Raw genomic sequence first — 15,531 nt, 5'->3', positions numbered from 1 at the left:
CAACAAAAGCCCGGTGGCGGCTACGCCTTACCGGGCCTACAGGGTAAATGCAAAACGGCAACCAACGGTTGCCGTTTTTAGTGTTTGTACCCTCTCCCCATGGGAGAGGGTCAGGGTGAGGGCATCTGGCCGCACCGATTAAAGCGTCACACCACTCTTAAAGATCGCCAGCTCGCGAAAGTCGTTCTTCTCGTTACAGGTCTGCCTGCCGTTAGCAAATTCCACGATAGCGTCCACGAACTCCGTCAGCAGCTGCGGCATCGCTTTGCCGTGAATCAGCTGGCCCGCATCAAAGTCGATCCAGTGCTTTTTCTTTGCCGCCAGCTCGCTGTTGGTGGCGATTTTCACCGTCGGCACAAAACCGCCGTACGGCGTGCCGCGACCGGTACTGAACAGCACCATATGACAGCCAGCACCCGCCAGCGCGCTGGTGGCGACCGCATCGTTGCCCGGTGCGCTCAGCAGGTTCAGACCGTGGGTTTTCAGTCGCTCGCCGTAGCGCAGCACGTCAACCACCTGGCTCGCGCCCGCTTTCTGGGTGCAGCCGAGGGATTTCTCTTCCAGCGTGGTGATCCCGCCCGCTTTGTTGCCCGGCGACGGGTTCTCGTAAATCGGCTGATTGTGGGCGATGAAGTACTGTTTGAAGTCGTTCACCATGGTGACGGTCTTCTCAAAGGTCTCTTCGTCACGGCAGTGGCTCATCAGAATATGCTCCGCGCCGAACATTTCCGGCACTTCGGTCAACACCGTCGTGCCGCCGTTGGCAATCACGTAATCCGAGAAGCGGCCCAGCATCGGGTTAGCGGTAATGCCGGAAAGGCCATCTGACCCGCCGCACTCCAGCCCAAACTTGAGCTCGCTCAGCTTGCCCGGCTCGCGCCTGTCGTGGCGCATCACCTCATAAAGCTGGTGAAGCTGTTCAACGCCCGCTTCCACTTCGTCGTCCTGATGCTGGCACACCATAAAATGCACGCGCTCGGGATCGAACTCGCCCAGCGTGTCGCGGAAGGCGTCCACCTGATTGTTCTCGCAGCCCAGGCCGATCACCAGCACCGCGCCCGCGTTCGGGTGACGCACCATGTTTTGCAGCATGGTGCGGGTGTTAATGTGGTCGTCACCGAGCTGGGAACAGCCGTAGGTGTGGCTGAACAGATGCACGCCGTCAGTCCCTTCGGCGTTGTTGGTCTCTTTCAGGAAGCGCGTCTGGATCTGACGCGCAATTCCGTTGACGCAGCCGACGGTCGGGAGGATCCACAGCTCGTTGCGGATCCCCACGTCGCCGTTGGCGCGACGGTAGATCTGCACCTCACGATCGGCCGCCTGACGCTCTTCCGCGGGTAAATCAGGTTGATAGCTGTACTCGTCCAGATCGCTCAGATTGGTGCGGGTATTGTGTGAGTGAATGTATTCACCCGGCGCAATATCCGCCAGCGCATGGCCGATGGGCAAACCGTACTTCACCACGTTCTCCCCTTTCGCAATGGGGATCAGGGCAAACTTGTGCCCACGGACGATCGCCTGACGCAGGGTGACGCTCTGGTTATCAACGGTCACCACGTCGCCTTCAGCGAGATCCGTCAGCGCGACGGCCACGTTATCCAGCGAATGGATTTTGATGTATTGCATATCAACCTCAAACGGCCTTAGTTCAGTTCAATGGCGAAGTAGTCACGCGCATTGTTAAAGCAGATGTTTCTCACCATTTCGCCCAGCAGCTGGATATCCGCTGGCGCTTCGCCCGCGTGCACCCAGCGGCCAATCATCTGGCACAGAATGCGTCGGAAATATTCATGACGGGTATAGGACAGGAAGCTGCGGCTGTCGGTCAGCATGCCGACAAAGCGGCTCAGCAGGCCCAGCTGCGCGAGCTGCGTCATCTGACGCTCCATGCCATCTTTCTGATCGTTAAACCACCAGCCGGAACCGAACTGCATCTTGCCCGGCATCCCTTCGCCCTGGAAGTTGCCGACCATGGTACCCAGCACTTCGTTATCGCGCGGGTTCAGGCAGTACAGGATGGTTTTAGGCAGCAGGTTTTGTTCGTTCTGTTTGCTCAGCAGTTTTGACAGCTCTTCCGCCAGCGGACGATCGTTGATGGAGTCGAAGCCCACGTCAGCACCGAGCAGTTTGAACTGGCGCTGGTTGTTATTGCGCAGCGCGCCGATATGGTACTGCTGTACCCAGCCGCGACGCGCGTATTCCGCACCGAGGAACACCAGCACCGCCGTTTTAAACTGCGCCACTTCGTGCTCGCTTAAGCCTTCGCCAGAGAGACGACGCGCCAGAATGCTGTCCAGCTCGGCTTCGTTTGATTCCGCAAACAGCACCACGTCCAGCGCGTGGTCAGACACTTTACAGCCGTGCGCCGCGAAGTGATCCAGACGTTTGGTCAGCGCGGTTTGCAGGTCAGCGAAACGACGGATGTCGGTATCCGACACTTCCGCCAGCTTCGCCATGTAGTCGGTGAAGGTGGCCTGCTCAATGTTGAAGGCTTTGTCCGGGCGCCAGCTTGGCAGCACTTTGATATCAAAAGAGGTGTCTTTCGCGACAACGGCATGATGCTCCAGGGAGTCGATCGGATCGTCGGTGGTGCCCACCATCTTCACGTTCATCTGCTTCATGATGCCGCGCGCGGAGAAGTTATCCTGCGCCAGCAGTGCGTTGCAGCGATCCCAGATTTCATCCGCGGTCGTTGGGGAAAGCAGCTTGCCGGTGATGCCAAACGGACGGCGGAGTTCAAGATGGGTCCAGTGGTAGAGCGGGTTGCCGATGGTGTGTGGAACGGTTGCCGCCCAGGCGTCAAACTTCTCGCGGTCGGTCGCATCGCCGGTACACAGGCGCTCAGCCACGCCGTTGGTGCGCATGGCACGCCATTTATAGTGGTCACCCTTCAGCCAGATGTCATACAGGTTTTTGAAGCGATAATTTTCGGCAACCTGCTGCGGCGGTAAATGGCAGTGGTAGTCGAAAATCGGCTGGTCTTTTGCGTAGTCGTGGTACAGGCGGCGAGCAAATTCGGTATCTAACAGAAAATCTTCGGTCATAAACGGCGTCATTATCGTCTTCCTCATTACGGGAGCGCAGAAAGCGTATGTTCATATGCTGCAAAGTTATCACACCAATTTCCACCAACCGAAGCTTTTTTCGTGAGTGAGATCAATAAACGCCAACAAATAAATTACCCTCAATGAAGCAAACCCTTCTGCAGACCGCGCCAATACTGGCTTTGCGCGCGACGATTAATGTCCCCACAAAGAATCATACATTTGTGATGTCACTCACCTTTTAAAGTTGTATGACAAGTTATCTTTTCGCCGTCGCAAACACTCAGCCGACGGAATGCATTACCGGTGTGAGAGACATCGGGTTTAACGGTACGGATACCGACTTATGCACGCTTACTTATGGCAAGGTTCGGGCCGTTCCGGGACATGCTCCTGGTTACGCCCCTCCCGTTACACAACTGCTCCCGGAAACGGTTGAGAGGTTGCCGTGCTCTGGCGCGGAAATAACATAACGATGAGGTTTTAGATGCGTAAAATTAAAGGGTTACGTTGGTATATGATCGCACTGGTGACGTTAGGCACCGTGCTGGGCTACCTGACGCGTAACACCGTGGCAGCAGCAGCGCCAACGTTGATGGAAGAGCTGCATATCTCCACGCAGCAATACTCCTACATCATTGCCGCCTATTCCGCGGCGTATACCATCATGCAGCCTGTTGCGGGCTATGTGCTGGACATTCTCGGTACCAAAATCGGTTATGCCTTCTTCGCCATCGCCTGGGCGGTGTTCTGCGGTGCAACCGCGCTGGCAGGCAGCTGGGGTGGACTGGCGCTGGCGCGCGGTGCGGTCGGTGCGGCTGAAGCCGCGATGATCCCGGCGGGCCTGAAGGCCAGCTCCGAGTGGTTCCCGGCGAAAGAGCGTTCCATTGCGGTCGGCTACTTCAACGTGGGCTCGTCCATTGGGGCGATGATAGCGCCGCCGCTGGTGGTGTGGGCCATCGTGATGCACAGCTGGCAGATGGCGTTCATCATCTCAGGCGTGCTGAGCTTCGCCTGGGCGATGGCGTGGCTGATTTTCTACAAACACCCGCGCGATCAGAAAAAACTCTCCGAAGAAGAACGTGAATACATCATTGGCGGTCAGGAAGCGCAGCATCAGACCAACAACGGCAAAAAAATGACCGTCTGGCAGATCCTGGGCACCCGTCAGTTCTGGGGTATCGCCCTGCCGCGTTTCCTGGCTGAACCGGCCTGGGGTACCTTTAACGCGTGGATCCCCCTGTTCATGTTTAAAGTTTACGGCTTTAACCTGAAAGAGATCGCGATGTTCGCCTGGATGCCCATGCTGTTCGCTGACCTGGGCTGTATCGTGGGCGGCTACCTGCCACCGCTGTTCCAGCGCTGGTTTGGCGTGAACCTGATCGTTTCCCGTAAGATGGTGGTGACCATGGGCGCACTGCTGATGATAGGCCCAGGCATGATCGGCCTGTTCACCAGCCCGTACGTCGCCATTGCCCTGCTGTGCATCGGTGGCTTTGCGCACCAGTCCCTGTCCGGCGCGCTGATTACGCTCTCGTCTGACGTCTTTGGTCGTAACGAAGTGGCAACCGCCAACGGTCTGACCGGCATGGCCGCCTGGACCGCGAGCACCATGTTTGCACTGGTGGTCGGCGCGCTGGCGGATACCATCGGCTTCAGCCCGCTGTTCGCGGTGCTGGCGATCTTCGACCTGATGGGTGCGGTGGTTATCTGGACGGTGCTGAAAAGCAAATCGGCAGAGGAGCTGGCGAAAGAGTCACTCGGGAAACCGGCGACGCAGAGTTAGCGAAAATGCGTTTCGCCGAAGCCGCCTCCGGGCGGCTTTTTTAATGGCAAAATCTGGAGAGTGGCACGCAAAAGTGGTATAACAAATCATCTGCCGTACCCTGCCTGGAGCGCATATGGAAATCACCGAACCACGTCGTTTATATCAACAACTTGCTGCGGAGCTGAAAGATCGCATCGAGCAAGGCGTCTATCTTGTCGGTGATAAACTTCCCGCCGAGCGCTTTATCGCGGATGAAAAAAGCGTCAGCCGCACCGTGGTGCGTGAAGCAATTATCATGCTGGAAGTGGAAGGCTACGTTGAGGTACGCAAAGGCTCCGGCATTCACGTGATTTCTAATCTGCCGAAACACTCTCCCGTCGCGGACGAAAGTCTGGAATTCGCCAGCTATGGCCCGTTTGAGCTGCTCCAGGCTCGCCAGCTGATCGAAAGCAATATTGCTGAGTTTGCGGCGACGCAGGTGACCAAGCAGGACATCATTAAACTGATGGAGATCCAGGAAAATGCCCGTAAGGAGAAATGTTTCCGCGATTCAGAGTGGGATCTGCAGTTCCACGTTCAGGTCGCCCTGGCAACCCAAAATACGGCCCTGGCGGCAATCGTTGAAAAAATGTGGACTCAGCGCGTTCACAACCCGTACTGGAAAAAACTGCACGACCATATCGATTCCCGTACCGTCGACAACTGGTGCGACGATCACGACCAAATCCTTAAGGCGCTGATTCGTAAAGATCCGCATGCCGCTAAGCTGGCGATGTGGCAGCACCTGGAAAACACCAAGCAGATGCTGTTCAACGAAACCAGCGATGACTTCGAATTTAACGCTGACCGCTATCTTTTTGCCGATAATCCGGTTGTTCATCTCGATACGGCCCCCAGTGCCGCAAAATAGATGACCTTTCTGCTGGCAGGCGCTACGTCGCGCCTTCCGGCTTACAGGAGTAAGCAAAACATATATAGTGTCAGCCTTTGTAAATCCCCTCGCTCACTTCCTGGGCTTACGCCAAAATCAACTCACCCCTGCAAATTCTGTGACGCAGAACGTTGGGCTTTGTTACAATTGGATTCAATTCCTTATTTTGTAAGTTAGTGCTTGCTAACCAGCCAATTAACAGGGAACAGTGTTGGCCACACCGCAATGTGTCCGCGAGCGACCATAATGAAATCACAACAATGTCGCCGTGCTGTTTGTCCCGGATAACAGGCGTGACGTTAACCGATTTCCAGGAACACTGAATGGAACTTTTGACCCAACTACTGCATGCCCTCTGGGCGCAGGATTTTGAAACGCTGGCCAACCCTTCCATGATTGGCATGCTCTATTTCGTCTTGTTTATGATCCTGTTCCTTGAGAACGGTTTGCTGCCTGCTGCTTTCCTGCCCGGTGACAGTTTGCTGGTGCTTGTCGGCGTGCTGTGTGCCAAAGGGGCGATGGCGTTTCCACACACCATTTTATTACTGACCGTTGCGGCAAGCCTCGGCTGCTGGGTGAGCTATATCCAGGGACGATGGCTGGGCAATACCCGGATCGTCCAGAACTGGCTTTCTCATCTTCCTGCGCATTATCACCAGCGGGCGCACCACCTTTTCCACAAGCACGGGCTTTCCGCGCTGTTGATTGGCCGCTTTATCGCCTTTGTTCGCACCCTGCTGCCGACCATTGCCGGTCTGTCGGGGTTGAGCAGCACGCGCTTCCAGTTCTTTAACTGGATGAGCGGCCTGCTATGGGTGCTAATTCTGACGACGCTCGGCTATGCGCTGGGTAAAACGCCGGTCTTTATGAAATATGAAGATCAGCTGATGTCCTGCCTGATGCTGCTGCCAGTGGTTCTGCTGGTCTTCGGCCTGATTGGCTCACTGGTTGTCCTGTGGAAGAAGAAATACGGAGCCAGAGGCTAACGATGGCTATCTCACCGCTCGCCCTGCGCCGTTTTGCCGTTGCCGTGATTACGCTGATCGTCCTCAGCGCCATGCTGCTGGCATGGAGCGCGCTTTCGCATCAGGAATCGACGCTGGCCATCCGCCCGGTAAACCAGGGCGCCAGCGTGCCTGACGGTTTTTCTGTCTGGCATCATCTGGACGCGAACGGGATCCGCTTTAAGAGCATTACCCCGCAGGACGATGTTTTACTGATCAAGTTTGATTCCCGTGCGCAAAGTGCCGCCGCGAAAGTGGTTCTCGACCGTACCCTGCCGCACGGGTATATCATTGCCCAGCAGGAAGATGACAGCCAGCCTGCAGCCTGGCTGTCATTGATTCGCGATACGTCGCATCGGTTTGGATAACTTCCAGGATTCCGAATCTTTTCACTCACTTTGGTGAATCCCCCGTTTACTTACTATGCTTAAGTACGCGGAGCACCCCTCGATGTACTCCGCATAACTTTGGATAGCGGCTAACGCCGCAACACAATGGAAGGTTTCGATAATGAAATTCCGCATGACTCTGGCTCTGGCCCTTTTTTCTTTAAGCACAGCATCCTTCGCAAACTCTCTCTGTCAGGAGAAAGAACAGGATATTCAGCGTGAGATCGGTTATGCCGAAAAGCATAACAATCAGCACCGTGTTGATGGTCTTAAAAAAGCGCTGAGCGAAGTGAAAGCGAACTGTTCAGACAGCAAGCTTCGTGCCGATCACAAGAAGAAAATCGCTGAACAGAAGGACGAGATAGCCGAGCGCCGTCGCGACCTGCAGGAAGCGAAAGAGAAAGGAGATGCGGAAAAAATTGCTAAGCGCGAGAAGAAGTTGAAAGAAGCGCAGGACGACCTGAAAGCGCTGGAAGCTCGCGATTATTGAGTTAACGGAAATCTCAACAGGAGAGAGAATCATGTCAAAAGATACGACGTCTGAACATCTGCGCGCTGAACTGAAATCCCTGGCCGATACCCTTGAAGAGGTGCTGAACTCCTCTGCTGACAAGTCAAAAGAAGAGGTCAGCAAGCTGCGCAGCAAGGCGGAGCAGGCGCTGAAAGAGAGCCGCTATCGCCTGGGTGAAACCGGTGATGCGCTGGCGAAACAGACCCGCGAAGCGGCTGCCCGCGCGGATGAATATGTGCGTGATAATCCATGGACGGGTGTAGGGATTGGTGCCGCAGTGGGTGTGGTACTGGGTGTCCTTCTGACGCGTCGTTGATATGGAAGATCCTCGTCACGCACAAGGGCCTGCTAACAACGTCCTCGGCATCGGCCAGCGTATTTTAACGACGCTGGTCGGGATTGCCGAAACGCGCGTCCGGCTGGCAGTGGTGGAGCTGGAAGAGGAGAAAGCGAACCTCTTCCAGATGCTGCTAATGCTCGGGCTGACCATGCTCTTTGCCGCGTTTGGTCTGATGAGCCTGATGGTGTTAATCATCTGGGCCATCGATCCGCAGTATCGTCTTAACGCGATGATTGCCACCACCGTCGTTCTGCTGGTCGCCGCGTTGATAGGCGGTATCTGGACGCTGCGTAAAGCGCGCAAGTCCACTTTCCTGCGCCATACGCGTCAGGAGCTGGCGAACGATCGCGCTCTGCTGGAGGATGACTAGCCGTGAGCGATAAAGCCGAACGTCAAAAGCGAAAAGCGTACCTGTTAAGCCAGATCCAGCAGCAACGGCTGGATCTGTCGGCCAGTCGTCGCGACTGGATTGACGCGACGCGACGGTTTGACCGGGGCTGGAATACCGTTCTGAGCCTGCGTTCGTGGGCGCTGGTCGGCAGCAGCGTGATGGCGATCTGGACGGTTCGTCATCCGAACATGCTGATCCGCTGGGCTCGTCGTGGATTCGGCGCCTGGAGCGCCTGGCGTCTGGTGAAAGCAACGTTACGGCAGCAGCAGCTGCGGTGATAAAAGCAAAACGGTAACCCTGGTTACCGTTTTTTGTTTTTGCGGCCTCTCTCTGCGGGAGAGGGTTGGGATCAGGGCACCAGCGCGCACGCCCCCTTACTCAATATCTTTGAAGAAGATTGACAGTTTTCCTTGCTAACAATTACCACCCGCCCTGTTTATTATCCTCTCCATCGACAGCAACGCCGCGGTATCTACCCGGAATTGCAGACAAATAATGTTCAGCCGCTCATGTGGTTTCCTGGAGAGTAAAATGAAAAAATTAGAAGATGTTGGTGTACTGGTCGCGCGTATTCTGATGCCAATTCTGTTCATCGTGGCAGGTTGGGGAAAAATCACCGGTTATGCGGGTACCCAGCAGTATATGGAAGCCATGGGCGTTCCGGGGTTCCTGCTGCCGCTGACCATTATTCTTGAGTTCGGCGGCGGCCTGGCGGTACTGTTCGGCTTCCTGACCCGTACTACCGCGCTGTTTACCGCAGGCTTCACCGTGCTGACGGCGTTCATCTTCCACAGCAACTTTGCGGAAGGCGTGAACTCTCTGATGTTCATGAAAAACCTGACCATCGCGGGTGGCTTCCTGCTGCTGGCCGTCACTGGTCCGGGCGCATACAGCATCGACCGCGTTCTGAATAAGAAGTGGTAAGCACGCTATACTGAATGAACACAAAGCGAGGAGACATCTCCTCGCTTTTGCTATCTGACGGAGGAGAAAAAATGGGACAACTCGTAGACGGCGTATGGCAGGATGTCTGGTATGACACCAAATCCACCGGAGGTCGCTTCAAGCGCTCAGTTTCGGCCTTCCGTAACTGGCTGACTGCCGACGGCGCGCCAGGCCCGAGCGGCGAAGGCGGCTTCGCGGCTGAGAAAGACCGTTATCATCTTTATGTTTCGCTTGCCTGCCCGTGGGCACACCGCACGCTGATTGTGCGCAAGCTTAAAGGTCTCGAATCCTTAATTCCGGTTTCGGTCGTGAACCCGCTGATGCTGGAAAACGGCTGGACGTTTGACAGTGATTTCCCCGCGGCGACCGGCGACGATCTCTACCACCACGATTTCCTTTACCAGCTCTATCTTCGCGCCGATCCTCACTACACCGGGCGCGTTACCGTGCCGGTGCTGTGGGACAAGAAAAACCAGACGATTGTCAGCAATGAGTCTGCGGAAATTATCCGCATGTTCAATACCGCGTTTGACGCGCACGGTGCCCGCGCCGGAGATTATTATCCGGCTGAGCTGCGAGAGAAAATTGACGAGCTGAACAGCTGGATTTACGACAACGTCAACAACGGTGTCTACAAGGCCGGTTTCGCCACCAGCCAGGAAGCGTATGACGAAGCGGTTGGAAAGGTGTTTGAATCGCTGGAGCGTCTGGAGCAGATCCTGGGCCAGCATCGCTACCTGACGGGCGATCGCCTGACGGAAGCGGACATCCGCCTGTGGACCACGCTGGTTCGCTTCGATCCGGTCTATGTCACCCACTTTAAGTGCGACAAGCACCGCATCAGCGATTACCTGAACCTGCATGGTTTCCTGCGTGACATTTACCAGATGCCGGGTATTGCCGACACGGTCGACTTCGACCATATCCGCACCCACTATTTCCGCAGCCACAAAACCATCAACCCGACGGGCATTATCTCCATTGGGCCGTGGCAGGATCTGGATGAACCTCACGGGCGCGACGTCCGATTTGGATAAATACGAAGGGCATCACCAGATGCCCTTTTTTAATTCACAATCTCCATCTATCCTTACCTCGATCGCTTAGAAAACAAGTGATTGACTGACTAATGAGGCAAGGAAAATGGACTGGTATTTAAAAGTACTGCGTAACTACATTGGATTTGGTGGTCGTGCCCGCCGCAAAGAGTACTGGATGTTCGTTCTGGTGAACTTCATTCTCATTATGGTGCTGGGTATTGTGGATAAAATTCTTGGCTGGGAGCGGGCTGGCGGTGAAGGCGTGCTGACCACCATTTATGGCCTGTTAGTCCTGCTGCCATCGTGGGCGGTGCTGTTCCGTCGACTACACGACACCGATCGTTCAGCGTGGTGGTTATTGCTGCTGTTGATCCCGATTATTGGCTGGATCGTGATTTTGATCTTCAACTGCCAGAGCGGGACGCCGGGCGAAAACCGCTTTGGTCCGGATCCTAAGATCGGCGCATAAAAAAAGCCCGGTGGCGCTTCGCTTACCGGGCCTACAAATTACGATTTTATTTATTGTATTGCGTGAAAAGCTTCGGAATTTCGCGTAAACACCATGATTTGGCTTCGCCCATGCTGTCACGGCGCCACGCCATAATGATATCAACCTCGTGGCTATATTCCGGGCTGACTACGCGCAGCCGCCCTTCTGCAATGTCTTTTTCGACAAACGGGTACGGCATGGTCGCCACGCCCAGACCGGCCAATAGCGCCTGCCGTTTGTCTTCCAGCGAGGTCACCGTCAGACGAGGCTGTTTATCCAGCAGCTGCACCGTCAGCACCGGACGCTCGCGCGCGGTATCCGCTACCGCCACGCCGCGATACTTCACGCGCGTCACTTCAGAGAGCGGCTCCGGCTCCTGGTGAATCGGGTGATTAGGTGCGGCAACATAGACGTTCATCACGCTGTAGAGCTTGCGCGAGTTGATTTCCGATGAGGAACGGAAGTGCATGTCCGGCGCAATCACAATATCCGCCCTGCCCGTTTCCAGACGTTCCCACGCGCCTGCCAGCACCTCGGTGATGATTGACAGCTGCGTATTGGCCTTCGCCGCCAGGCGGTCCACCAGCGGGAACAGCGCTTCTGTCGGCACCAGCGCTTCGGTAACTAACGTCAGATGGGTTTCCCAGCCGCGCGCCAGCGCTTCGGCGTCCGTTGTGAGCTTGTCCGCCGCTTCCAGCAGCACGCGGCCGCGCTCCAGCAGCATTCGCCCCACGTTGGTGAATTTTGTTCGATGACCGGAGCGGTCAAACAGCACCACGTCCAGCTCTTCTTCCAGCTTCTGCATGGTGTAGCTTAGCGCAGACGGAACGCGCCCCAGCTCATCTGCCGCCGCCGCAAAACTGCCGCGCCGGTCAATCGCGTCCATGACGCGAAGCGCCTCAAGCGTCAATGCTCTCTCTTTAGCCATCTCGTTCTCATTCAGGAAATTTGAACATACCGGGCAGAATATCTGGCTAACAATGCAGCGTCCATACCTTTACCATTGTTTTAGTGTAAAGAGAGGTCAAGTTTATGATTACGACAAGAACAGCTAAACAGTGCGGACAAGCCGATTTCGGTTGGCTGCAGGCCCGCTACACCTTTTCCTTTGGACACTACTTTGACCCTAAACTCCTAGGTTACGCTTCACTGCGCGTGTTGAATCAGGAAGTGCTCGCCCCGGGCGCCTCCTTCCAGCCGCGTACGTACCCGAAAGTCGATATCCTGAACCTGATCCTGGAAGGCGAGGCAGAATACCGCGATAGCGAGGGCAATCATGTCCAGGCAAAGGCTGGCGAAGCGTTGTTAATTTCCACGCAGCCGGGCATCAGCTACAGCGAACATAACCTCAGCAAAGACAAAACGCTGACCCGTATGCAGCTGTGGCTGGACGCCTGCCCCGAGCGGGAAAATCCGCTGGTACAGAAGTTAGATTTAACGGGCGATAAGCAGCAGCTGATTGCATCGCCGGACGGCAGTAAAGGTAGCCTGCAGCTGCGCCAGCAGGTGTGGCTGCACCATATCGAACTGAAGAAAGGTGATCAGGCGAGCTTCCAGCTTCATGGTCCGCGCGCCTATTTGCAGTCTATTCACGGTACGGTACATGCGGTGACGCACACGGAAGAGAAAGAAGCGCTCACCTGCGGCGACGGGGCGTTTATTCGTGATGAAGCGAATATCACCCTGGTGGCGGATACGCCGCTGCGCGCGCTGCTGATTGATTTGCCGGTTTAGAGAATGCTCTCACCCTAACCCTCTCCCAATGGGAGAGGGAACCGATCGAGCCACGGCAGAATCATCCGGCGCCGTAAGAAATCACTCTGCCAGCGCGTTAGCCATATCGGTTCTAATCTGCTTACGCTGTTCCGGCGTCAACACCTGGCTGACGTCGAAGTAATATTTCACGCGGTAATAGCGGGTCTGCTCTTCAATTTTGCTAAAGGCAGCAAGCTGGCTTTTCACCGTGCTTTCGTCCCATTTACCCGCCTGGAACATGTCGATCAGCGCGCCGTCCTTCACCCCCGTCATCGGGATCTTGCTGACATTTTGTTCCAGCTGCTTATGCAGATCTTCAATCTTTTTAACCTGCTCATTGCTGAGCTTCAGGTGCTGTACCAGCGGATCCTGCGAGGGAGACGGGGCAGCCTCAACGTTCGCGGCCTGCGCCGTAAAACTGCACGCTGCCAGCGAGGCGGCGACCAGCGCAATACGGGTCATTTTCATCATCTTACTGTCCTTACATGCTGTGATAGGGAAAAGCAGGCGTATTGTTTTTCAAGAGCGGATGAATATGTGTGAGTAATTATATAAACAATTTTGTATGTTTAGCGGGCAAAAAAATGCCCCCAGGGTGAGGGGGCATGAGACCTGAATGTCGTCAGATAGATTGCGTAAACGTCCTCGAAATCACATCCTGCTGCTGCTCGCGCGTCAGGGCGTTAAAACGCACCGCATAGCCTGAAACGCGGATCGTCAGGTTCGGGTAATTCTCGGGATGCGCGATGGCATCGAGGAGCATTTCCCGGTTCATGACGTTGACGTTCAGATGCTGCCCGCCCTCAATGGACGCTTCGTGATGGAAGTACCCGTCCAGCAGCCCCACCAGGTTGGTTTTGCGCACCAGCTCGTCCTTGCCCAGCGCCTGCGGCACGATGGAGAAGGTGTAGGAGATCCCGTCTTTCGCGTAGGTGAACGGCAGCTTGGCCACCGACGTTAGCGAGGCCACGGCCCCTTTTCTGTCGCGGCCGTGCATCGGGTTCGCGCCAGGCGCAAACGGCGTGCCGCCGCGGCGTCCGTCCGGCGTGTTTCCGGTCTTCTGGCCGTAAACCACGTTGGAGGTGATGGTCAGGATCGACTGGGTTGGCACCGCGTTGCGGTAGGTTGGCAGCGCCTGAATTTTCTTCATAAAGCGCTCCACCAGATCGCAGGCGATGCTGTCCACGCGGTCGTCGTTATTGCCGTACTGCGGGTAGTCCCCTTCAATCACGAAATCGACCGCCAGACCGGTGTGGTCGCGCACCGGCTTCACCGTGGCGTATTTAATGGCCGACAGGGAGTCCGCCGCCACCGACAGCCCGGCAATGCCGCAGGCCATGGTGCGATAGACGTCCCGGTCGTGGAGCGCCATCAGCGAGGCTTCGTAGCTGTACTTATCATGCATGTAGTGAATGAGGTTCAGGGCGCTGATGTACTGCACCGCCAGCCAGTCCATAAAGTGATCGAGGCTCGCCATCACGGTATCGTAATCCAGCACGTCGTCCAGCAGCGGCTCGGTTTTCGGGCCGACCTGGATCTTCAGCTTCTCGTCCACCCCGCCGTTGATCGCGTACAGCAGCGTTTTGGCGAGGTTGGCGCGCGCGCCAAAGAACTGCATCTGCTTGCCGATCACCATCGGGCTGACGCAGCAGGCAATGGCGTAGTCGTCGCTGTTGAAGTCCGCACGCATCAGATCGTCGTTCTCATACTGCAGCGAAGAGGTGACGATCGACACCTGCGCGGCGTATTTCTTGAACGCGATCGGCAGTTGTTCAGACCAGAGGATCGTCAGGTTCGGCTCCGGCGCAGGCCCCATGGTGTGCAGGGTATGCAGATAGCGGAAGCTGTTTTTGGTCACCAGCGTGCGCCCGTCCAGCCCCATGCCGCCGATCACTTCCGTCGCCCAGATTGGATCGCCGGAGAAGAGCGTGTCGAACTCCGGCGTGCGCAGGAAGCGCACCATGCGGATCTTCATGATGAAGTGGTCAATCAGCTCCTGCGCCTGGACTTCATTCAGCCTTCCTGCCTGCATGTCGCGTTCAATGTAGATATCGAGGAACGAGGCCGTGCGCCCCAGCGACATCGCCCCGCCGTTCTGGGATTTCACCGCTGCAAGATAGGCAAAATAGACCCACTGCACCGCTTCCTGGGCGTTCATCGCCGGACGTGAAATATCAAAGCCATAGTTCGCCGCCATCTGCTGGATCTGCAGCAGCGCGCGCCTGTGCTCCGCCAGCTCTTCACGCAGGCGGATCGTCGCCTCCAGATCTTCACCGCGTTCCAGCCTGCCCTGCAGATCGGCAAACTGTAGTTCGCGCTCGCGCACCAGATAAGCGATCCCGTACAGCGCCACGCGGCGATAGTCGCCGATAATGCGTCCGCGCCCGTAGCCGTCCGGCAAGCCGGTCAGCACGCCGGATTTACGGCAGCGCATCATCTCCGGCGAATAGACGTCAAACACGCCCTGGTTGTGGGTTTTGCGCAGGTCGGTAAACAGGTATTCGAACTGCGGATCCATCTCCCGGCCATAGGCTTCGAACGAGCTGCGGATCATGTTGATCCCGCCATAAGGATGCAGCGCGCGCTTGAGCGGTTTATCGGTTTGCAGGCCGACGATCGTCTCCAGATCCTGGTCGATATAGCCCGGCCCGTGGGCCGTAATGGTGGTGGCGATGTTGGTATCAAAATCCACCGGGGCGTGGGTGGCGTTCTCCTGGCGAATGCCGACCATTACCTTCTGCCACAGCGCCGTCGTTGCTGGCGTCGCCTGCGCGAGGAAAGCTTCATCGCCTTCATAAGGGGTGTAGTTATGCTGAATAAAATCGCGGACGTTGACGGCGTTTTTCCATTCTTCACCGCGAAACCCGGCCCATGCGTCGCTGTAGGGCGCGACGCCCGTATCGATTGTTACTTTCATGTGATT

The 15,531-nt window shown here is 56.2% G+C and carries 17 protein-coding genes; 12 read left to right on the top strand and 5 right to left on the bottom strand.

Translation table 11 applies throughout. The features are described from left to right. Nucleotides 1-138: 138 nt before the first annotated feature. The gene (locus tag HCH49_RS15025) at nt 139-1,626 is read right to left on the bottom strand and encodes a UxaA family hydrolase (RefSeq protein WP_221702928.1); all 1,488 of its coding nucleotides are present in this window, start codon (nt 1,624-1,626) and stop codon (nt 139-141) included. A gap of 17 nt (nt 1,627-1,643) precedes the next feature. After that, the gene (uxaC, locus tag HCH49_RS15020) at nt 1,644-3,056 is read right to left on the bottom strand and encodes a glucuronate isomerase (RefSeq protein ID WP_047060289.1); all 1,413 of its coding nucleotides are present in this window, start codon (nt 3,054-3,056) and stop codon (nt 1,644-1,646) included. 475 nt (nt 3,057-3,531) lie between these two features. On the opposite strand from uxaC, the gene HCH49_RS15015 reads away from it, so the two are divergent. The 11 genes from HCH49_RS15015 to HCH49_RS14965 all read left to right on the top strand — a co-directional run bounded on the left by HCH49_RS15015 (nt 3,532) and on the right by HCH49_RS14965 (nt 10,832). Continuing rightward, the gene (locus tag HCH49_RS15015; RefSeq protein WP_023333537.1) at nt 3,532-4,830 is read left to right on the top strand and encodes an MFS transporter; all 1,299 of its coding nucleotides are present in this window, start codon (nt 3,532-3,534) and stop codon (nt 4,828-4,830) included. A 115-nt stretch (nt 4,831-4,945) separates the two neighbouring features. Continuing rightward, the gene (exuR, locus tag HCH49_RS15010) at nt 4,946-5,722 is read left to right on the top strand and encodes a transcriptional regulator ExuR (RefSeq protein ID WP_221702927.1); all 777 of its coding nucleotides are present in this window, start codon (nt 4,946-4,948) and stop codon (nt 5,720-5,722) included. A 344-nt stretch (nt 5,723-6,066) separates the two neighbouring features. Next, a complete protein-coding gene (yqjA, locus tag HCH49_RS15005; RefSeq protein WP_024906405.1) occupies nt 6,067-6,729 on the top strand; it encodes a DedA family general envelope maintenance protein YqjA in 663 nt (220 codons plus the stop codon). A gap of 2 nt (nt 6,730-6,731) precedes the next feature. Beyond that, the gene (mzrA, locus tag HCH49_RS15000; protein ID WP_039260467.1) at nt 6,732-7,115 is read left to right on the top strand and encodes an EnvZ/OmpR regulon moderator MzrA; all 384 of its coding nucleotides are present in this window, start codon (nt 6,732-6,734) and stop codon (nt 7,113-7,115) included. A gap of 142 nt (nt 7,116-7,257) precedes the next feature. Then, nucleotides 7,258-7,626 carry a DUF1090 domain-containing protein gene (locus tag HCH49_RS14995; protein WP_023309291.1) on the top strand — a complete coding sequence of 123 codons (369 nt, stop codon included), beginning with the start codon at nt 7,258-7,260 and terminating at the stop codon, nt 7,624-7,626. A gap of 31 nt (nt 7,627-7,657) precedes the next feature. Beyond that, a complete protein-coding gene (locus HCH49_RS14990) occupies nt 7,658-7,963 on the top strand; it encodes a YqjD family protein (RefSeq protein ID WP_008503141.1) in 306 nt (101 codons plus the stop codon). Nucleotide 7,964: 1 nt separating this feature from the next. Further along, the gene (locus HCH49_RS14985) at nt 7,965-8,357 is read left to right on the top strand and encodes a phage holin family protein (protein WP_023333540.1); all 393 of its coding nucleotides are present in this window, start codon (nt 7,965-7,967) and stop codon (nt 8,355-8,357) included. 2 nt (nt 8,358-8,359) lie between these two features. Next, nucleotides 8,360-8,656 (top strand): YqjK-like family protein, encoded by a 297-nt coding sequence (locus tag HCH49_RS14980; protein WP_033146723.1) that lies wholly within the window; start codon nt 8,360-8,362, stop codon nt 8,654-8,656. A gap of 253 nt (nt 8,657-8,909) precedes the next feature. Then, a complete protein-coding gene (locus HCH49_RS14975; protein ID WP_221702926.1) occupies nt 8,910-9,302 on the top strand; it encodes a DoxX family protein in 393 nt (130 codons plus the stop codon). Nucleotides 9,303-9,373: 71 nt separating this feature from the next. Continuing rightward, nucleotides 9,374-10,360, top strand: coding sequence for a glutathione S-transferase family protein (locus HCH49_RS14970; RefSeq protein WP_033146724.1), 987 nt, complete (start codon nt 9,374-9,376; stop codon nt 10,358-10,360). A 106-nt stretch (nt 10,361-10,466) separates the two neighbouring features. After that, nucleotides 10,467-10,832, top strand: a complete 366-nt coding sequence (locus HCH49_RS14965) for a DUF805 domain-containing protein (protein ID WP_029739660.1) — start codon at nt 10,467-10,469, stop codon at nt 10,830-10,832. Between the two features lie 46 nt (nt 10,833-10,878). Here the strand turns inward: HCH49_RS14965 and HCH49_RS14960 are convergent, their stop codons facing one another. Further along, nucleotides 10,879-11,781 carry a LysR family transcriptional regulator gene (locus HCH49_RS14960; protein WP_029739659.1) on the bottom strand — a complete coding sequence of 301 codons (903 nt, stop codon included), beginning with the start codon at nt 11,779-11,781 and terminating at the stop codon, nt 10,879-10,881. Between the two features lie 104 nt (nt 11,782-11,885). On the opposite strand from HCH49_RS14960, the gene HCH49_RS14955 reads away from it, so the two are divergent. Continuing rightward, nucleotides 11,886-12,587, top strand: coding sequence for a pirin family protein (locus tag HCH49_RS14955; protein ID WP_033146726.1), 702 nt, complete (start codon nt 11,886-11,888; stop codon nt 12,585-12,587). A gap of 81 nt (nt 12,588-12,668) precedes the next feature. Here the strand turns inward: HCH49_RS14955 and HCH49_RS14950 are convergent, their stop codons facing one another. Together HCH49_RS14950 and pflB are read right to left on the bottom strand one after the other, a co-directional pair. Next, nucleotides 12,669-13,079: a Spy/CpxP family protein refolding chaperone gene (locus tag HCH49_RS14950; protein WP_033146727.1), complete on the bottom strand. Its 411-nt coding sequence runs from the start codon at nt 13,077-13,079 to the stop codon at nt 12,669-12,671. A gap of 151 nt (nt 13,080-13,230) precedes the next feature. Continuing rightward, on the bottom strand, nt 13,231-15,525 hold the full coding sequence (gene pflB / locus HCH49_RS14945; RefSeq protein WP_023309297.1) for a formate C-acetyltransferase: 2,295 nt from the start codon (nt 15,523-15,525) through the stop codon (nt 13,231-13,233). Between the last annotated feature and the right edge of the window lie 6 nt (nt 15,526-15,531).

Source organism: Enterobacter sp. Y17 (genome assembly GCF_019730495.1).
Lineage (GTDB): Bacteria > Pseudomonadota > Gammaproteobacteria > Enterobacterales > Enterobacteriaceae > Enterobacter > Enterobacter asburiae_B.
Note: the sequence above shows the minus strand (reverse complement) of the source record. Positions and strands in the feature narration are given on the sequence as shown.